We start from the raw sequence: 18,180 nt of genomic DNA, 5'->3' as shown, positions 1-18,180 counted from the left end.
AAGATGAAAAATATTCAAAAAATCTTACCGCTTTACTTTGTGGCAGGCACGCAAGATTGCCGTCATTTGGGCGAGAACTTGTCGGAAAATTTATTATTCGTGCTTAAACAAGCGTTAGAAGGCGGAATTACCTGCTTTCAATTTCGGGATAAAGGCAAATTTTCGTTAGAACATACGCCCTCAGCACAGAAGGCGCTGGCGATGAGTTGTCGTGATTTGTGCCGTGAATATGGCGTACCCTTTATTGTAGACGACAACGTTGATTTGGCGTTGGAAATCGAGGCGGATGGCATTCACGTTGGGCAAAGCGATATGCCTGTGCAAGAGATTCGAGCTAAAACAGATAAACCGCTAATTATTGGTTGGTCGGTGAATCGTTTAGACGAGGCAAAAATTGGGGAAAATTTAGCGGAAATTGATTATTTTGGAATTGGCCCGATTTTCCCAACGCAATCGAAAGAGAATCCGAAACCAACACTAGGAATGGCGTTTATTCAAACTTTGCGAAATGCGGAGATAACTAAACCGCTTGTGGCAATTGGTGGGGTGAAATTAGCTCACGTTAAAACCTTACGAGAATTTGGGGCGGATGGTGTGGCAGTGATTACTGCAATTACGCACGCCGATAATGTGCAAGCCGCAACAAAAGCATTACGGGAGGCAAGTGATGAATACGCAAAATAGTCTAAAACAGGTCGCGACAGCGACGATGGTCGGCACGGCGATTGAGTATTTCGATAACTACATTTATGCAATGGCAGCGGTATTGGTATTTAACCATCAATTCTTCCATGCCGCAGATCCACTTTCAGGGCAGATTGCGGCACTTTCCACTTTAGCACTCACTTTTATTGCTCGCCCTTTGGGAGCAATATTGTTCGGGCATTTCGGTGACCGTTTCGGGCGGAAAAATACTTTTGTGATGAGCTTGCTGTTGATGGGTATTTCCACTGTGGTTATCGGTTTGTTGCCAACCTATGACAGCATCGGTATTTGGGCGACAATTTTGCTCTGTTTATGCCGTATTGGGCAAGGTATCGGTTTAGGCGGAGAGTGGGGCGGTGCAGCGTTAGTTGCGGTTGAAAATGCTCCCGAAGGTAAACGTGGTTGGTATGGCACTTTCCCACAATTGGGAGCCCCGCTTGGCTTGTTGTTGGCAAATGGCGTATTCTTAGGCATTACTGCGATTTTCGGGCAAGAAGCTATGACTGAATGGGCGTGGCGGATACCGTTTTTATCTTCCGTTATCTTAGTGGCAATTGGCTTATATGTTCGCCTAAAACTGACTGAAGCCCCGATTTTCCTTGCGGCACTCAATAAACCGCAGCCAAAACGCTTACCAATGTTGGAAGTTATCACTACTTATTTCAAGCCGTTTTTCTTGGGGATGTTAATTTGTATTGCAGGCTATGTGCTGTTCTACATTATGATTGCCTTTAGCCAAATTTACGCAAAATCTGCTCCAACGGTTTCAGAGGCAGGATACGCAATGGGATTAGGATTTTCCCCACAAATTTTTACCGCTTTATTGATGGCAAGTGCGGTTTCTTTGGCTATTACCATCGCCGTTTCGGGAAAATATATCGACAAAGTTGGTCGCCGTATTTGGCTCATTTGGACAACTGTTGGCGTTGCGATTTTTGGTTTATCCTTGCCGTTATTTCTCGAAAACGGTACAACTACCAGTCTGTTTTGGTTTTTATTCATCGGTATGGGGTTAATTGGAATGGGCTATGGGCCATTAGCGAGTTTTTTACCTGAACTCTTCCCTACTCACGCCCGCTATTCAGGTGCTTCTTTAACCTATAATATTGCAGGCTTATTCGGGGCAAGTGTTGCGGCAATCATTGCCTTACCGCTGAATGCTCACTACGGCTTAAAAGGTGTGGGGATTTATTTAACCCTAAACGCTGTGTTGAGCTTGATTGGATTATGGTTTATTTCAGAAACGAAAGATAAATTACTATCCTAAGATTTGAGGAATTAAATACAACCTATTAAGCGGTTAAATTTTACATAAAATTCTACTAAGAATTTAACCGCACTTTCCTTTACAAGCCAAATATTTTCTCTACAATACCCCACCTAACGATTTACCTTGAGTAAATCCCTGACCTGAAATCAGACAAAAGAGAATATTATGACAACCCAATTCAAACCAGAATTACTTTCCCCTGCAGGCTCCCTTAAAAATATGCGCTATGCGTTTGCTTATGGTGCAGATGCGGTTTATGCAGGCCAACCTCGTTATAGCTTACGTGTACGCAATAATGAATTTAATCATGCCAATTTGAAAATCGGGATCGATGAAGCCCATTCCCTTGGCAAAAAATTCTATGTAGTGGTAAACATTGCGCCCCATAATTCCAAACTCAAAACTTTTATTAAAGATTTACAACCTGTCATCGATATGAAACCAGATGCTTTAATTATGTCTGACCCAGGCTTAATTATGTTGGTGCGTGAAAATTTCCCTAATATTGATATTCATCTTTCTGTGCAAGCCAATGCGGTAAACTGGGCTACGGTAAAATTCTGGAAACAAATGGGATTAACTCGTGTGATTTTATCGCGCGAACTTTCAATAGATGAAATTGCTGAAATTCGCCAACAAGTGCCAGATATTGAACTCGAAATTTTCGTACATGGTGCATTATGTATGGCGTATTCTGGCCGTTGCTTACTTTCTGGCTATATCAACAAACGCGATCCAAATCAAGGCACTTGCACCAATGCTTGCCGTTGGGAATACAAAATGGAAGAAGGCACGACGGATGAAGTAGGCAACATCGTGCCGAAAATCGATCCTGCTCAACAAATTGAAGTGAAAAATGTAGCACCAACCTTAGGCGAGGGTGCGGTAACGGATAAAGTCTTCCTTTATACCGAATCACAAAAGCCTGACGAACAAATGACAGCGTTTGAAGATGAACACGGCACCTACTTTATGAATTCAAAAGATCTACGTGCCGTACAACATGTGGAAAAATTGACCGCACTTGGTGTGCATTCTTTAAAAATCGAAGGTCGTACTAAATCATTTTATTATTGTGCAAGAACGGCTCAAGTTTACCGCAAAGCAATTGATGATGCAGCCGCAGACAAACCATTTGATGAAAGTTTAATGGATACGTTAGAATCCCTTGCACACCGTGGTTATACCGAAGGTTTCTTACGTCGTCATACGCACGATGAATACCAAAACTACGAATATGGCTATTCTATTTCTGATCGTCAGCAATTTGTCGGTGAATTTACAGGCAAACGTAACGAACAAGGTATGGCAGAAGTAGCAGTAAAAAACAAATTCTTACTTGGCGACAATGTAGAAATGATGACGCCACAAGGCAATATTAATTTCAAAATTGAAAAAATGCTAAATCGTAAAAATGAAACGGTTGATGCCGCACTAGGTGATGGGCATTTTGTATTCTTAAATGTACCACAAGATATTAACTTAAATTACGCTTTATTAATGCGTAATTTAGTTAATACCAATACAAGAAACCCACATTGCTAGTGTGATATAAAACAGAATTTAAATCACACCTAATTAAACATTACTGTTACTTGGCTTGCGTCGTTTGCCGATATTTTTTGTATCCTTATGACGCAATTTTACTTTTTTCTTTGCCTCTGTTTTTTTCTTCTCTTCACGTTTTTCTTTAATACGTGCCTTTTGTTTTTTGCTTACAGATTTCACTTCACCATCTTTTGGTGGCTTAGTGCGAGGTTCTAAACCTGCTAAAATGCGTGCCTTTAAAATTTCCTCGGTATAGCGTTTGATTTTACCTAGCAACTTGTAATCATGCGCTTCGACAAAAGAGACCGCCGTGCCCTTTTTTCCTGCTCGCGCGGTACGTCCAATTCGATGTAAATAAGTATCCGCACTATAGGGCAAATCAAAATTCATCACGTGGCTTACATCATCAATATCAATACCACGCGCAGCCACATCCGTTGCAACCAATACCGTCACAATACCTGATTTCAATTTATCAATGGCATTGTTACGTTGAGTTTGTGCCATTTCGCCTTCTAAATATGCGGAACGAATGCCTCGTTTACGCAATATTTCAGAAAGTTCACGTGCATCTTCACGACGACGAACAAACACAATTCCACGGGTTACTTCTTCAGTTTCAATAAAACGCGCGAGCAATTTGATTTTGTGTTCATTGCTGTCTGCGTGATAATACCATTGGTTGATTTTTTTTCTTTCGCGGCGACTTGGTTCCGCATCTACTTTCACAGGATCATTCAATAAACGCTCTGCGAAATCGACCAACAACTCCCCTTCCAATGTTGCAGAAAATAATAAGGTTTGTTTCCGCCAACGGGTTTCAGCTGCAATTTTTTCCGCATCTTGCCCAAATCCCATTTGTAACATTCTATCCGCTTCGTCAAAAATCAGCATTTCAACGGAACGGCAATCAAAATTTTCTTCCTTAATGTATTGCAATAAACGGCCTGGCGTAGCCACCACCAAATCTTGATTGGTATTGAATACATCACCGTGATTTTGATACGCCACGCCACCTGTAATTGTCGCAATATTTAAATGGGTGAACTGCGCTAATTCTTCCGCTTGTTCTGCCACTTGCATTGCTAGTTCACGGGTTGGCGTTAATACCAAAATACGCGGTGGGCCTGGTTTACGACGCGGATAATCCAATAAATGTTGTAGCGCAGGTAATAAAAAAGCAGCGGTTTTCCCTGTTCCCGTTGGTGCAGAGCCTAATACATCACGCTCTTCCATTGCTGCTGGAATGGCTTCCATTTGAATAGCTGTTGGGCGGGAATAACCTTTTTTTTCAAGCGCCTTTAAAAGTTCTGGAGAAAGATCGAATTGTTCAAATTGGGATAAATTCATTATTGTGCGGTTCTTTGTTAAAATTGGCGAGGATTATACCTGAAAGTGCGGTCAATTTACGAAAAATTTATGAACGGATTTACCTTTAAACAATTCCATATCAATCAAAATTCTTGTGCCATGAAAGTCAGCACTGATGGCATTTTGTTAGGTGCTTGGGCAGATGTAAAGCATTGTAAAAATATTTTAGATATGGGGAGCGGCACAGGATTATTGGCGTTAATGTTGGCACAACGAACTGAAGAAAACTGCCAAATTCAAGCGGTTGAGTTGGATCCCATTGCAGTAAAACAAGCACAAGAAAACATCAATGATTCAGTGTGGAAAAATCGCATTCAACTTATTCAAACGGATATACAACATTTTTTACAAACCACTGCACAAACCTTTGATTTAATTGTGGCAAATCCACCTTATTTTGAACAAGGTATTGCTTGCAAAAATGAGGAAAGAGAATTGGCTCGTTATACCAAGCAAAGCCACTTAAATTGGTTAGAATGGGCAGCCACGCGCTTATCTGAAAATGGGAGAATAAGTTTTGTTTTGCCTTATGAGGCAGGCAAAACGCTCATAAAATCCACCGCACTTTTTTGCATAAAACAGACGAATGTCATCACTAAAATAGGAAAAACGCCCCAAAGAATGTTGCTTACCTTTGCCAAACAGCCACAAGTTTTAATGCAAGATCAATTGGTAATTTATGATGCGGATAATCAATACACTGAAGCGTTTATTGAATTGACTAAAGACTTTTATTTGAAATTTTAAAGGGGAAATCATTTACCCCTTTAATCATACACTATCTAAAATACCACTTCGCCAACAACACACCCGCATTCACTGCAATGTTTAAGCCTGATTTAATTGGGCTTGCGAGCGTTAAACGCACTTGTGTGTCTTCTGGCGTCGCTAAACTTTCCGTAGAACTTTCACTTAGCACAAAAACCACTTTATTTTTTAACCGCACTTTATCCAATGGGTCGCCTTGTTTATTGTGCGATACGTGAATAATTTGATAGCCTGATTTACGCAAGTGCATCAAAGCCGAATCAATATCATCCGTTTCTAACACACGAATATATTCTGCGCCACCTTCTGCTACACGCATTGAGGCTGCTGAATACAGATTTTCCACATTATCGGCGACAATATTTTTCACGCCAAAATAAGCACAAGTACGCAATACACCTCCGATATTTTGTGCATTATTCACGTTGTCTAATAGCACTAAACAATCCTCGTTACGAGGAATATCCAAATATCCTTGCAACGTGAAAGCTCGCGGTTTCTTCACTAATAAGCAAATGCCAGCATGATGTTCCGTTCCGCTCACTCGAGCTAATTCTTCACTATCTACAACGTGATAAGCCTTCTTGTTTTCGGCTAAATAACTCAATACCTCGCCAATTTTGTGTGACATTTGCACGGTTGCCCACAATCGAACAATACTTTCAGCGCGTTCTGCAAATAAAGCTAAACAGGCGTTTTCACCGTAAACTTTCATTTCTTCCGCACGGTTTTTCTTAATTTTTTCAGGCGCACGAGGAGAAAGCGCACCCGTTTTCTTTTCTTTTGTTTTATAAACCGTACCCGTACTTTTTATCATCACTTGAACTTTAGGTTGTTCTGTATTTTTATTTGATGGCGCACGAGATAAAGAAAGTTGCGTAATTTTAGTTTCTCTCACTTCTTGTTTATCACGAGAAAAACGAGATTTTTCGTTTCTATTTCCATTAAATTTATCATTAAAGTGCGGTCGATTTTGGCTTGGTTTTTCTCTGTACTTTTCCCCCACTGCGCGTTCTTGAAAGGTTTTGCCTGCGGATTGAAAAGACGGTTTGCGTTTGTCGTTCATAGGGTTTCCCTGAGTAAAAATGAATATTTTTTAGCCAAAAAATGCTAAAATTTGTGAGCATTATAACGAAAAAAAGCCTTTTTTCTATTAATAAGCACGTGAAATATTGTAAACTAGCACACTAGTCTTTAATCACGAGATGGATTATGTTAATCAATAAAACCAAACGAGCTGAACAAAATTTAAATAATTTGCCATTCCTTGCCTTGCAAGCTGAGCAAATTGAATTTTTGGGTAGCTCGGCTGAATTTAAAACTCAAATTATTGAATTAATCAGAAACGCAAAAAAACGTATTTATGTTACCGCACTTTATTGGCAAAAAGATGAAGCGGGGCAGGAAATCCTCGATGAAATTTATCGCGTGAAGCAAGAAAATCCACACTTGGATGTAAAAATTCTCATAGATTGGCATCGCGCACAACGCAATTTATTAGGGGCGGAAAAATCTGCCACTAATGCAGATTGGTATTGCGAGCAACGCCAAACTTATCAGTTACCTGATGATCCGAATATATTCTTTGGCGTGCCAATTAATACACGCGAAGTTTTTGGTGTGTTGCATGTCAAAGGCTTTGTATTTGATGATACGGTACTTTATAGCGGTGCAAGTATTAATAATGTCTATCTTCATCAATTTGAAAAATATCGTTACGACCGCTATCAAAAAATCACTCATACTGAATTAGCTGATTCGATGGTAAATTTCATCAATGATTACTTGTTAGATTTCAGTGCAGTTTATCCACTTGATGTGACCAACCGCCCTCGCACCAAAGAGATCCGAGGCAATATTCGTGCTTATCGTAAAGATCTTGCACAAAATGGAGAATATTCATTAAAAAGTGCGGTGAAATTACCGAATGTTTTAAGCGTATCGCCACTGTTTGGCTTAGGCGCATCGGGCAACGAATTAAATCAAGTGATTGAAGATTTATTCTTGCAAGTGCAAGAAAAATTGGTGATTTGTACGCCATATTTTAATTTCCCACGCACATTGCAACATAAAATAGCAACATTATTGGAAAGCGGTAAACGAGTAGAAATTATTGTTGGCGATAAAGTCGCAAACGATTTTTACATTCCACCAGAACAACCATTCAAAATGGCGGGGGCGTTACCTTATCTTTATGAAAGTAATCTTCGCCGTTTCTGTGAAAAATTTGAGACTCAAATTGAAAGTGGTCAGCTTGTGGTGCGTTTATGGCGTGATGGCGATAATACCTACCACTTAAAAGGTGTGTGGGTAGATGACCGCTATATTTTACTCACGGGCAATAATCTTAACCCTCGAGCGTGGCGTTTGGATGCAGAAAATGGCTTATTAATTTACGATCCACAACAACAGCTTTTAGCCCAAGTGGAAAAAGAGCAAAACCAAATTCGCCAACATACAAAAGTATTAAAACATTACTCTGAATTAGAAGAATTAAATCAATACCCAGAACCAGTGCAAAAACTTTTGAAAAAATTTGCACGAATTAAAGCAGATAAATTGGTAAAAATGATTTTGTAATTATAAGAAAAATTTTATGTTTTTTCTTAAATTCGGTTCTAGTATTAATCTGATAAATTTTGTGGCAATCGTTCTAAAATGGCTTTCCAGTAGGTTGAAGAACGTAAATTATGTTTACGGATGCAATCCACTACTGCATCTGCATTTCCCTCAAGACAAATTTGTTGCATTTCTAAATAAAATTGCTTTGTTAATTCACGGTGTGTTTTTTCTTTAAAAAATAACAACCCTATTCGCTGATAAACGCCTTTTAAACTATTGAAAATTAAACGATAAAAGGGTTTGTTGGCAACAACAGTGAATTGACGAAATAATTGGTAATCAAATTCTGTGTAATCTTGTGCTGTGTTTTGTAATTGCTCTAATTCAGCAAAAAGTGCGGTTGATTTTTGAGGAGAATTCTTTACAGCTTCATAAATGTAAGATTCCGACATTTTACTACGTAAAGACAGCATATTATCAATAATTAAGGGCGCGGACTGCATATCCAAAGCAATTAGGGTTTCAATAATATTCGGCCCTGCAGCATCCCAAATATTATTTACTTTGGTGGGTTTGCCGTGCTGAATTGTTAGCCAACCATCACGAGCCAAACGTTGTAAAACTTCACGTAGGGTGGTGCGAGTTACACCAATCTTATCGGCTAAATCACGTTCTGATGGCAAATTACTGCCCGAAGGAAAAACATCTTGCCAAATACTCTTTACAATATATTCCTCTGCTAAAGCTGCTGGACTTTGGGCTTTTAAAATGTCGTTATTGTTTTGCATTACAATTAAAAATCAGATAAAAATCAAAAAAAATGCAATTTTATAAAAAAATTACTTGGTTTTTATTATCCTTTAAAGGGGGATATATTACAATGTTCGCGTGATAAAAATAATGGAGTTCACTATGACAAACATTCAGGCTTTTATGAAAAACTTTCTTGGGGCAAGTCCAGAATGGTACAAACTTGCCATTGTGGTTTTTCTTATTATAAATCCAATTGTTTTCTTTTTTATTAGTCCTTTTATTGCGGGTTGGTTACTCGTTGCAGAATTTATTTTCACATTGGCAATGGCATTAAAATGCTACCCTCTTCAACCGGGTGGTCTATTAGCAATTGAAGCTATTATTATTGGAATGACAAATGCCAAACACGTCAAAGCAGAAATTATGGCAAACTTTGAAGTGATCTTGCTACTGATATTTATGGTGGCAGGTATTTTCTTTATGAAACAATTACTGCTTTATGTATTTACTAAATTACTTGTCAAAATTCGTTCTAAAATTGCACTTTCTATTGCCTTTTGTTTTAGTGCTGCTTTTTTATCGGCTTTTCTCGATGCTTTAACGGTTGTTGCTGTTATCATTAGTGTCGCAATGGGATTTTATGGTGTGTATCACAAAGTTGCATCAGGCAATAATTTAATTGATGTGGTTGATATTTCAGACGATAGAAAAATTATTGAACAACAGCACGAAATCTTAGAAAAATTCCGTGCATTCTTACGTAGTTTAATGATGCATGCGGGTGTAGGAACTGCACTCGGTGGTGTAATGACCGTTGTTGGAGAACCACAAAACTTAATTATTGCAGAACAAGCAAAATGGAACTTTATGGAATTTTTCCTCCGTATGGCACCCGTGACTATTCCTGTGTTTATCTGCGGATTACTCACTTGTTTCTTGGTCGAAAAATTCAAATTATTTGGTTATGGCGAGAAATTACCAGACGAAGTGTGGAAAATCTTATCAGATTTAGATCGCACTAATTCAGAAAAAATGTCTAAACAAGATAAAATTAAATTAGGTATGCAAGCGTTAATCGCAATTTGGTTAATTCTTGGATTAGCATTCCATCTTGCCGCAGTCGGTTTAATTGGTTTAAGTATCATCATTTTTGCTACGTCTTTCACTGGTGTGACGGATGAACATACTATCGGTAAAGCCTTTCAGGAATCTTTACCCTTTACTGCATTGCTCGTTGTATTCTTTTCTGTTGTTGCAGTAATTATTGATCAAAAACTTTTTTCACCAATTATTCACTTCGTTCTTTCTGCGGAAGAAAATACACAACTTGCTTTATTCTATTTGTTTAATGGCTTGCTTTCTTCTATTTCTGATAATGTATTTGTTGCAACGGTTTATATTAATGAAGCTAAAGCTGCACTGACTAATGGAGTAATTGCACCGCATCAATTTGAATTGCTTTCTGTTGCCATTAATACAGGTACAAACTTACCATCAGTTGCAACACCAAATGGACAAGCTGCTTTCTTATTCTTATTGACTTCATCAATTTCGCCATTAATTCGCCTTTCTTATGGCAGAATGGTTTATATGGCTTTACCTTACACGATTGTACTTTCAATCATTGGTTTACTGGCTATTGAATTTATTTTACCTGCTGCCACAATTTGGTTAGCAAGTTTAGGTTTAATTTTGCCAATTTAAGGAGAGAAAATGCTCGCACTATTAAAACAATTTTCCGAAAAACGTTTTGTGTGGTTTTTATTGGCTTTTTCAAGTTTAGCCTTAGAATCCACCGCACTTTACTTCCAATATGGAATGGGCTTACAACCTTGTGTGCTCTGTGTTTATGAACGTTTAGCAATGATTGGCTTATTTGTAGCGGGAATTATCGCATTACTTCAACCTCGTGCTTTAATCATTCGATTAATCGCCTTGGCTTTAGGTTTATTCAGCAGTATTAAGGGATTATTAATTTCATTTCGTCATCTTGATTTGCAAATGAATCCAGCTCCTTGGAAACAATGTGAGTTTATTCCAAATTTTCCCGAGACTTTACCATTTCATCAATGGTTTCCATTTATATTTAACCCGACTGGCTCTTGTAATGAAAGCCAATGGTCATTATTTGGTTTAACGATGGTGCAATGGCTAGTGGTTATTTTTTCACTATATGTGGTTATTCTCACATTATTGTTAATCGCACAAGTGATTAAAACACGGAAACAAAGAAGATTATTTAACTAAAAAAATACGGTGAAATTTCACCGTATTTTTTATTATATTAAAATCAACCGCACTTTATTCAACGGTAACTGATTTTGCTAAGTTACGAGGTTGATCTACATCAGTACCTTTAATTAAAGCCACATAATAAGAAAGTAATTGCATTGGAATGGTATAAAAAATCGGTGCAACAATATCATTGACTTTTGGCATCGTGATGATTTTCATTCCTTCACTTGGCGTAAATCCTGCTTCTTTATCGGCAAATACGTATAATTGACCGCCACGAGCTCGCACTTCCTCAATGTTCGATTTTACTTTTTCTAATAATTCATTATTTGGTGCAACGACAATCACTGGCATATCAGCATCAATTAACGCTAATGGCCCGTGTTTCAATTCTCCTGCCGCATAGGCCTCAGCGTGAATATAAGAAATCTCTTTCAATTTCAAAGAAGCCTCTACGGCAATTGGATAAAACGCACCACGACCTAAGAAAAGTGCATGATGTTTTTCAGCAAAATCCTCTGCTAAAGCTTCAATTTCTGTATCAAAAGCTAACGCTTTTTCAATTTCAGCAGGTAAAGATTGCATTGCTTTGATAATCTCACGCTCTTTTTCTGCAGAAATATGACCTTTAACTTTACCAAGTGCCGTCACCAGCATTAATAATGCAGCGAGCTGTGTCGTAAATGCTTTTGTCGATGCCACCCCAACTTCAACACCAGCACGAGTCATAAATGCAAGATCTGATTCGCGTACGAGCGAAGAGCCAGCAACATTACAAATTGTTAATGCCGCCATATAGCCTTTTTCTTTCGCTAAACGAAGTGCAGCTAAAGTATCGGCTGTTTCGCCAGATTGAGAAAGGGTAATCAATAAGCTATTTGGACGGGTAACAAATTTGCGATAACGAAATTCTGATGCAATTTCAACATCACAGCTCACGCCAGCTAAAGATTCAAACCAATAACGCGCCACCATACCTGCATTATAAGATGTACCACAAGCAACAATTTGAATATGCTCAACTTTTTCTAAAATGCCTTTTGCACCATTACCGATTGAATCGACAATCACATTTTCGTGATTAATACGCCCTTCCATTGTATTAATAAGTGCGGTTGGCTGTTCGTAAATTTCTTTCTGCATAAAATGACGGAATTTACCTTTCTCTGCAGCGTCATTTTCAAGATTAGATTCGTGAATTTCACGTTTAGCCTTATTACCGTGAGTATCATAAATATCAACTGTACGACGTGTAATTTCTGCAATATCTCCTTCTTCTAAAAAGATAAAACGGCGAGTAACACTTAAAAGTGCAAGTTGATCTGAAGCTAAGAAATTTTCACCGATACCTAAGCCAATCACAAGTGGACTACCAGAACGAGCTGCCACTAAATGTTCAGGATGACGGCTGTCCATTACCACCATACCATATGCACCCGTGAGTTGTTTTACCGATTTCTGCACAGCCTCTAAAAGTGAATCCGTGCTACGCATTTCCCATTCAACCAAATGCGCGATCACTTCAGTATCTGTTTGTGATAAAAAGACATAACCACGAGATTTTAATAATTCGCGAAGTTCTTCGTGATTTTCAATAATACCGTTATGTACTACAGCAAAAGTACCTGATGAATGCGGATGCGCATTAGTTTCTGATGGTTCGCCGTGAGTTGCCCAGCGAGTATGTGCAATTCCCGTTCCACCAATTAATGGTTTTTCTGATACGGCTTCATCTAAAGCTTTAACTTTGCCTAAACAACGAATACGTTGTAATTCATTTTGTTTATTGATTACTGCAACACCAGCCGAATCATAACCACGATATTCTAAACGATGTAAACCATTAATTAAGATTTCCGCTACATCTCGTTGCGCTACTGCACCGACAATACCACACATAAGTTTTCCTTATTTATTCTATTACTAAGTTTGTTTTTACATTTGCCACGCGTTTACACAATAAAAAAAACCCTGCGCAATCGACAGGGCTTCATTTCATTGATGTTATCAATTATTTGATTGCATCTTTTAATGCTTTACCAGATACAAATGCTGGCACTTTAGATGCTGCGATTTGGATTTCAGCACCAGTTTGTGGGTTACGACCAGTACGAGCAGCACGTTCATTTACTTTAAATGTACCGAAACCGATTAATTGTACAGGCTCACCTTCTTTTAGGCTTGCAGTAATTGCATCTAAAGTCGCTTCTAACGCTGCTTTAGCTTGTTTTTTGTTTAACTCTGCAGCGTTTGCAATTGCATCAATTAAATCTGTTTTGTTCATAAATTTGTACCTTCTGTTAAATAAAAAATTTAATTCTTTAAAAGTATCTTTGCGAATTTGTCGCAAAAACTGTGCAAAGGATAATCTAACTTGAGATGAATTAAAAGCATGATTTATAAAAATTGTGACAAATCTCACGTTATTGATGAAATTCTATACCAATGTTAGATATACCCTCAGTCCGAATTTCATTTTTTAAAGCTAAAATTAATTCAATATCACGTTTTTCACATTCTTTAAGCAAACGATAAACTTGCCATTGCACATCAAGTTCTGTTTGAATATCTTCATTTTCTTTTAGCTTACTTTCTGACCAATCTCGTCCAGTTTCTGTTTCCAATAATGCCCTTATTGTTCCCAACGAAATTAAGCTTATTTCCACCGCTTTTTCTAAGGTTTCGCCCGCAATAATGGCGTGTAAAATTTCAGCTAAAGCCTGACAGGCATCTAACGCTGGCACAACACCAAAACTATCATAATCATTCACATCAGGAATAATGCTTTCTAATTTCTCCAACTGATTTTCAAAGTTGATTTTGACATCTTTAATTGTTAAATATTCCCACACCAAATTGAGAATATTTTGATACATTTTGGCTTCAGCGCTAAGCTCGTTCATTTGACAGAACAATTTAAAATTTGGTGCCATACGTTCACATAAAGCAGCCATAAAAGTAAGATGTTGCCAACTTTCTAAGTTTTCTAAGCGTTTATGAATCGGATTTCGCATCTTATTTCCTTAATTCGTAAGAGTTGGAATATTTATTAATCGCATTTATGTTCCGCTTTACAAAGTTCAAGCGTCACATGAATTAATTTGCGAGCGATAGTACCTGTTGGCGGTAATTCTGGCAAGGGTTGATCATAAGAAAACCATTGTGCATCATAAATTTCACTTTCCTGCAATGTTATTTCACCGCTATCATAATCAGCCAGAAAACCCACCATTTGAGAATTTGGAAATGCCCAAGGTTGGCTACCGAAATAACGAAGATTTTTTATTGAAATCCCTATTTCTTCAAAAACCTCTCTCTGCACTGCTTGTTCAAATGTTTCCCCTACTTCGACAAAACCTGCAAGCGTCGTGTATATTCCTCCGTTAGGACTATAATGTCGCTTATGATTTGCCAATAGAATTTCGTGACCACGACGAACCGCAACAATAATTGATGGGCAAATCACAGGATAAGTTTGATACCCACAGTGAATACATTGCACTGCAAGTTCATCTTGAGTTTGTTGTGTTTTATGACCGCACTTTCCACAAAATTTATGGGTTTTCAGAAAATGATTAATTTCCACACCTCGGCTTAATATATGGAATTCATCCTCTGGCAGTGAAAGCAAGTGACTCAAACTCACATATTCTCGTTCATCACTTTCTTGCTCAGCCACAAGCCACAACGGATGATTTTTCCATTCTCCAATTTGCATTGCCTGCAATCCTTCCAAATCAATATCTTTAGCGATACCAAAAGGCAATTCATTATTCACTAAATACAGATTAGAACCTTGTGTAAGCAACCAATAACCAAAATCATCTTGTTGAAGTATTTTCATTTTTTCTCCATAAAAATAACCGCACTTTCAAAAGTGCGGTCATTATAAATCTTCTTTTATAACTCACTAATAATAAGAATGTTCGCCACGTTGATGCTCAGTTATATCTTTTGCACCTTTTAATTCATTCGGGAATAAGCTAACAAGTTGTTTTTCTACGCCATCTTTTAACGTAACATCCACCATTGAACAACCGTTACAGCCACCACCAAATTGTAAAACTGCGTAACCATCTTCAGTAATTTCAATTAAGGTTATACGTCCACCGTGATTTGCAAGCTGTGGGTTAATTTGAGTTTGAATTACATATTCAACACGTTCAATCAATGGCGCATCATCAGCCACCTTACGCATTTTGGCATTCGGTGCTTTTAAGGTCAGTTGCGCACCAAGCTCTTCGGTAACATAATCAATTTCTGCTTCTTCTAAGAAAGGCAAACTCACTTCATCAATAAATGCAGAAAAAGTATTATATTTCATTTCAATATCGCTTTCTTCCACAGCATTCGGGGGGCAATAAGATACGCCACATTCCGCATTAAGCGTACCCGGATTAACCACGAAAATACGAATATTCGTTCCTTCTTCTTGGGTGTCTAAAAGTTTTCGAAAATGCGCTTGTGCGACATCAGAAATAGCGATTTGCTGGGTTGCTTGTTCCATAATTATGTCCTAAATACTTGAGAGAAAGTATCGGGAATAATACGCTTATCGCGCTTTTTTTTCCAGTGCTTTATATTAAGCTCGCGCCAGCCCCCACACTTGAATCTCCTCCACACCTAATTTTCGCAACAATTTTGAGATTTCATTGAGTGTAGAACCAGTAGTAATCACATCATCCACCAATGCTATACGACGATAAGGAAACTCATTTTTCAAAACAACAAGAGAAAAGGCATTTTTTAAATTCTGACGACGATCTTTTGCACTCAAACCACGTTGAGCATGGGTGTGTTTCACACGTTTTACGATATTGTTCAAATTAGGAATATCCAGCCAACGACTTAATTGCCGAGATAATAAATCAGCCTGATTATAACCCCGTCGCCACTGACGAAAATGATATAAAGGCACTGGAATGATTGCCTCTGGCAATTTAAGTTGATGCGTTCGTTTAGCATCACGCACCGCAAGATATAAAAGCCGAGCTAAAGTGCGGTCAATCCAAAATTGATTTTGAAATTTAAAACGCTGAATCAATATCGAAAGAGGTTCAATATAATGCCCAATAATAACCATCTTATCCCAACTTGGTTCTTGTTTAAGACAATTCCCACAATGCTGCGCATAATATTGCAATTCCGCACCACAATGACCGCAATAAGGAAAAGATTTAATTTGTTTTTGGCAACCTGAACATAGCCCATTTTTTGCAATATGAAGATTGCCACGACAGTGGATACAGCGAAAATTGAAGAAGTTCATTTGATCCTTATTAGTGATTACGGCGACTTAGGGTAGATGTAGTAACCTAGGGTAGATGTAAGCGTTCCCCAAAGGGGAACCACGATTACCATCATTAATCGTGGGTATACTTACCCACGGATTACAAACCTATTTTTTAATTTACGAACAAATTCAGCTACCGAAATCGTTTGGTGTAATTCAACAAATAAATGTAGATGATCTGGCATACCATTAATTCGATGAAGTATAGAATGGTGTGATTTAACAAATCCCCAAATATAATCATAGAGAATTTTCTCATTTTCTTCATTAATGGCATAAACACTGTCTTTTGTCCTAAAAACAATGTGATAAAACAAACGGCAGTAACTCATTGTAACTTTTTGCCCGCACTTTTTTGTTTCAACGCCTCTAACGTTTCTCCTGCTTTTAAAATATGTGGCGTCACGAAAATCACGAGCTCACGTTTTTGATGTCGTTCACTTTCTTTGCTAAATAATCGTTTAATAACGGGTATATCGCCAAGCAATGGCACTTTATCTTCGCTTTTCGTGATTGTGTCGTGAAATACGCCGCCAAGCACAATGGTTTCCCCATCTTTGGCAAAAACCTGAGTATTAATTTCTTGCTTATCAATAGAAACCACCTCATTTTGTCCATAAGCGACACGAGAACCAGGGGAATTTTGACTCACCAATAAATCAAGTAAGATATTGTTATCTTTAGAAATATGTGGCGTCACTTCCAAACCAAGCACCGCCTCACGAAATTCCACAGACTGCGTATCGTTACGAGTATTACTCACGACGTAAGGAATTTCTGTCCCCTGTTTAATGCTTGCACTTTTCTTATTGGTAGTGAGTAAGCGAGGACTTGCAATAATTTCTACATTATTTTCACGCTCCAACGCACTCAATTCTAAATCAAGCAATCGCCCATTAATTTTCGCGACTTGTAATGCTATAGAGCCAGCAGGTGTCGTCGTTGTCGCAAAATTTACATTAAGATTATCCGCAATATTTTCAAAGCTATTGCCTGTAAGGCTGCCCGCAACTCGTCTTGCATTTTCAGTTGGATTAAAAATCCCCCACCGAACGCCAAGTTCTTTCAAACTCTCATCCGTAATTGTCACAATTCGCGCTTCAATAGCGATCTGTTCAATAGGCTTATCCATTTCAGCAATCAGTTTTTTGATATTTTGCACAAAACGAGGTTCATCCTGAATAACCAGCAAATTACTGCGATCATCAAAGGTAATGCTCCCCGCAGGAGAAAGCAAAGATCCACTTCCTGTTGTTAAGGATTTCATTAATTCAGAGGCTTTAGCAAAATGGAGTTTTACCGTGTGACTCACTAAGTGCGGTTCATTTGTAGTAAGATTTCCTGCAACTTGACCTTTGCCTGATAGCCCTCCATTCAGATAGTAAATACCCTCATCTTTATTCAAAGTAATCTTCTTACTTTTTGCGATTATTTTTAGCAAACGTGGCATATCAATATTGTTTAATTTCAAAGAAATATTGCCTTCTAACCTCTCACCCATCACTAAATTCACATCTTGTTGAAAAGCTAATTGCTCCAGTATTTGAGCTAAAGGTGCTTGCGATAAACAAATAAAAAAACGTTCGTTATCTGTTTTAGGATTAGCAAAAACGATTAATGGCAAACAAAAACATACTAAAAAATAACCGCACTTTAAAAGATATTTCTTCATAAT

General features: G+C 38.0%; 17 protein-coding genes and 1 pseudogene. 7 read left to right on the top strand and 11 right to left on the bottom strand.

All coding sequences use genetic code 11. From position 1 onward, the window contains the following. Positions 1-3: 3 nt before the first annotated feature. The 3 genes from thiE to trhP all read left to right on the top strand — a co-directional run bounded on the left by thiE (position 4) and on the right by trhP (position 3,520). The gene (thiE, locus tag K6J66_RS02985) at positions 4-684 is read left to right on the top strand and encodes a thiamine phosphate synthase (RefSeq protein WP_038439344.1); all 681 of its coding nucleotides are present in this window, start codon (positions 4-6) and stop codon (positions 682-684) included. Continuing rightward, positions 668-1,972 carry an MFS transporter gene (locus K6J66_RS02980; RefSeq protein ID WP_038439346.1) on the top strand — a complete coding sequence of 435 codons (1,305 nt, stop codon included), beginning with the start codon at positions 668-670 and terminating at the stop codon, positions 1,970-1,972. Before thiE ends, K6J66_RS02980 begins: the two co-directional genes overlap by 17 nt. Before the next feature lie 168 nt (positions 1,973-2,140). Further along, positions 2,141-3,520 (top strand): prephenate-dependent tRNA uridine(34) hydroxylase TrhP, encoded by a 1,380-nt coding sequence (gene trhP, locus K6J66_RS02975; protein WP_038439347.1) that lies wholly within the window; start codon positions 2,141-2,143, stop codon positions 3,518-3,520. A gap of 33 nt (positions 3,521-3,553) precedes the next feature. On the opposite strand, the gene srmB is transcribed toward trhP, so the two are convergent. Continuing rightward, the gene (gene srmB, locus K6J66_RS02970) at positions 3,554-4,873 is read right to left on the bottom strand and encodes an ATP-dependent RNA helicase SrmB (protein ID WP_038439348.1); all 1,320 of its coding nucleotides are present in this window, start codon (positions 4,871-4,873) and stop codon (positions 3,554-3,556) included. 69 nt (positions 4,874-4,942) lie between these two features. Between srmB and K6J66_RS02965 the strand changes: the two genes are divergently transcribed. Continuing rightward, the gene (locus K6J66_RS02965; protein ID WP_038439350.1) at positions 4,943-5,641 is read left to right on the top strand and encodes a tRNA1(Val) (adenine(37)-N6)-methyltransferase; all 699 of its coding nucleotides are present in this window, start codon (positions 4,943-4,945) and stop codon (positions 5,639-5,641) included. A 31-nt stretch (positions 5,642-5,672) separates the two neighbouring features. Here the strand turns inward: K6J66_RS02965 and K6J66_RS02960 are convergent, their stop codons facing one another. Continuing rightward, positions 5,673-6,728 carry a tRNA/rRNA methyltransferase gene (locus K6J66_RS02960; RefSeq protein ID WP_038439351.1) on the bottom strand — a complete coding sequence of 352 codons (1,056 nt, stop codon included), beginning with the start codon at positions 6,726-6,728 and terminating at the stop codon, positions 5,673-5,675. 146 nt (positions 6,729-6,874) lie between these two features. Between K6J66_RS02960 and pssA the strand changes: the two genes are divergently transcribed. Continuing rightward, entirely contained in the window at positions 6,875-8,242 is a 1,368-nt protein-coding gene (pssA, locus tag K6J66_RS02955) for a CDP-diacylglycerol--serine O-phosphatidyltransferase (RefSeq protein WP_038439353.1), read from the top strand. Between the two features lie 44 nt (positions 8,243-8,286). Here the strand turns inward: pssA and fadR are convergent, their stop codons facing one another. Then, entirely contained in the window at positions 8,287-9,012 is a 726-nt protein-coding gene (fadR, locus tag K6J66_RS02950) for a fatty acid metabolism transcriptional regulator FadR (RefSeq protein ID WP_005656447.1), read from the bottom strand. 124 nt (positions 9,013-9,136) lie between these two features. Between fadR and nhaB the strand changes: the two genes are divergently transcribed. Both nhaB and dsbB read left to right on the top strand, forming a co-directional pair. Beyond that, positions 9,137-10,681: a Na(+)/H(+) antiporter NhaB gene (gene nhaB, locus K6J66_RS02945; RefSeq protein WP_038439355.1), complete on the top strand. Its 1,545-nt coding sequence runs from the start codon at positions 9,137-9,139 to the stop codon at positions 10,679-10,681. 9 nt (positions 10,682-10,690) lie between these two features. Beyond that, on the top strand, positions 10,691-11,224 hold the full coding sequence (gene dsbB, locus K6J66_RS02940; protein WP_005652138.1) for a disulfide bond formation protein DsbB: 534 nt from the start codon (positions 10,691-10,693) through the stop codon (positions 11,222-11,224). A gap of 54 nt (positions 11,225-11,278) precedes the next feature. On the opposite strand, the gene glmS is transcribed toward dsbB, so the two are convergent. The 8 genes and pseudogenes from glmS to K6J66_RS02900 form a co-directional block, all read right to left on the bottom strand. Next, positions 11,279-13,111: a glutamine--fructose-6-phosphate transaminase (isomerizing) gene (gene glmS / locus K6J66_RS02935; RefSeq protein WP_006995125.1), complete on the bottom strand. Its 1,833-nt coding sequence runs from the start codon at positions 13,109-13,111 to the stop codon at positions 11,279-11,281. Positions 13,112-13,223: 112 nt separating this feature from the next. After that, positions 13,224-13,496 (bottom strand): HU family DNA-binding protein, encoded by a 273-nt coding sequence (locus K6J66_RS02930; RefSeq protein WP_005630954.1) that lies wholly within the window; start codon positions 13,494-13,496, stop codon positions 13,224-13,226. A gap of 139 nt (positions 13,497-13,635) precedes the next feature. Next, entirely contained in the window at positions 13,636-14,226 is a 591-nt protein-coding gene (locus K6J66_RS02925) for a YjaG family protein (protein WP_005662597.1), read from the bottom strand. 35 nt (positions 14,227-14,261) lie between these two features. Then, on the bottom strand, positions 14,262-15,056 hold the full coding sequence (gene nudC / locus K6J66_RS02920) for an NAD(+) diphosphatase (protein WP_038439358.1): 795 nt from the start codon (positions 15,054-15,056) through the stop codon (positions 14,262-14,264). A gap of 66 nt (positions 15,057-15,122) precedes the next feature. Next, complete coding sequence (gene nfuA / locus K6J66_RS02915) at positions 15,123-15,719, bottom strand: Fe-S biogenesis protein NfuA (protein ID WP_038439359.1); 597 nt, start codon at positions 15,717-15,719, stop codon at positions 15,123-15,125. A 75-nt stretch (positions 15,720-15,794) separates the two neighbouring features. Next, positions 15,795-16,481 (bottom strand): ComF family protein, encoded by a 687-nt coding sequence (locus K6J66_RS02910; protein WP_038439360.1) that lies wholly within the window; start codon positions 16,479-16,481, stop codon positions 15,795-15,797. 134 nt (positions 16,482-16,615) lie between these two features. Then, positions 16,616-16,837, bottom strand: a pseudogene (locus K6J66_RS02905) (transposase); the annotation flags it as partial. After that, entirely contained in the window at positions 16,834-18,177 is a 1,344-nt protein-coding gene (locus tag K6J66_RS02900) for a type IV pilus secretin PilQ family protein (RefSeq protein ID WP_038439361.1), read from the bottom strand. The gene K6J66_RS02900 and the pseudogene K6J66_RS02905, both read right to left, overlap by 4 nt. Positions 18,178-18,180 lie beyond the last annotated feature (3 nt).

Source organism: Haemophilus influenzae (assembly GCF_019703545.1).
GTDB classification, from domain to species: Bacteria; Pseudomonadota; Gammaproteobacteria; order Enterobacterales; family Pasteurellaceae; genus Haemophilus; species Haemophilus influenzae_E.
The sequence above is the reverse complement of the archived record's forward strand: the minus strand, read 5'-3'. Positions and strand labels throughout refer to the sequence as shown.

Excerpts from the sequence above, each read along its gene's own strand:
- K6J66_RS02930 (WP_005630954.1), bottom strand. The coding sequence starts at position 13,496 with ATGAACAAAACAGATTTAATTGATGCAATTGCAAACGCTGCAGAGTTA.
- K6J66_RS02965 (WP_038439350.1), top strand. The coding sequence starts at position 4,943 with ATGAACGGATTTACCTTTAAACAATTCCATATCAATCAAAATTCTTGT.
- pssA (WP_038439353.1), top strand. The coding sequence starts at position 6,875 with ATGTTAATCAATAAAACCAAACGAGCTGAACAAAATTTAAATAATTTG.
- K6J66_RS02910 (WP_038439360.1), bottom strand. The coding sequence starts at position 16,481 with ATGAACTTCTTCAATTTTCGCTGTATCCACTGTCGTGGCAATCTTCAT.
- nudC (WP_038439358.1), bottom strand. The coding sequence starts at position 15,056 with ATGAAAATACTTCAACAAGATGATTTTGGTTATTGGTTGCTTACACAA.
- nfuA (WP_038439359.1), bottom strand. The coding sequence starts at position 15,719 with ATGGAACAAGCAACCCAGCAAATCGCTATTTCTGATGTCGCACAAGCG.
- K6J66_RS02925 (WP_005662597.1), bottom strand. The coding sequence starts at position 14,226 with ATGCGAAATCCGATTCATAAACGCTTAGAAAACTTAGAAAGTTGGCAA.
- K6J66_RS02900 (WP_038439361.1), bottom strand. The coding sequence starts at position 18,177 with ATGAAGAAATATCTTTTAAAGTGCGGTTATTTTTTAGTATGTTTTTGT.
- trhP (WP_038439347.1), top strand. The coding sequence starts at position 2,141 with ATGACAACCCAATTCAAACCAGAATTACTTTCCCCTGCAGGCTCCCTT.
- glmS (WP_006995125.1), bottom strand. The coding sequence starts at position 13,111 with ATGTGTGGTATTGTCGGTGCAGTAGCGCAACGAGATGTAGCGGAAATC.
- nhaB (WP_038439355.1), top strand. The coding sequence starts at position 9,137 with ATGACAAACATTCAGGCTTTTATGAAAAACTTTCTTGGGGCAAGTCCA.
- K6J66_RS02980 (WP_038439346.1), top strand. The coding sequence starts at position 668 with ATGAATACGCAAAATAGTCTAAAACAGGTCGCGACAGCGACGATGGTC.
- dsbB (WP_005652138.1), top strand. The coding sequence starts at position 10,691 with ATGCTCGCACTATTAAAACAATTTTCCGAAAAACGTTTTGTGTGGTTT.
- K6J66_RS02960 (WP_038439351.1), bottom strand. The coding sequence starts at position 6,728 with ATGAACGACAAACGCAAACCGTCTTTTCAATCCGCAGGCAAAACCTTT.
- thiE (WP_038439344.1), top strand. The coding sequence starts at position 4 with ATGAAAAATATTCAAAAAATCTTACCGCTTTACTTTGTGGCAGGCACG.
- srmB (WP_038439348.1), bottom strand. The coding sequence starts at position 4,873 with ATGAATTTATCCCAATTTGAACAATTCGATCTTTCTCCAGAACTTTTA.
- fadR (WP_005656447.1), bottom strand. The coding sequence starts at position 9,012 with ATGCAAAACAATAACGACATTTTAAAAGCCCAAAGTCCAGCAGCTTTA.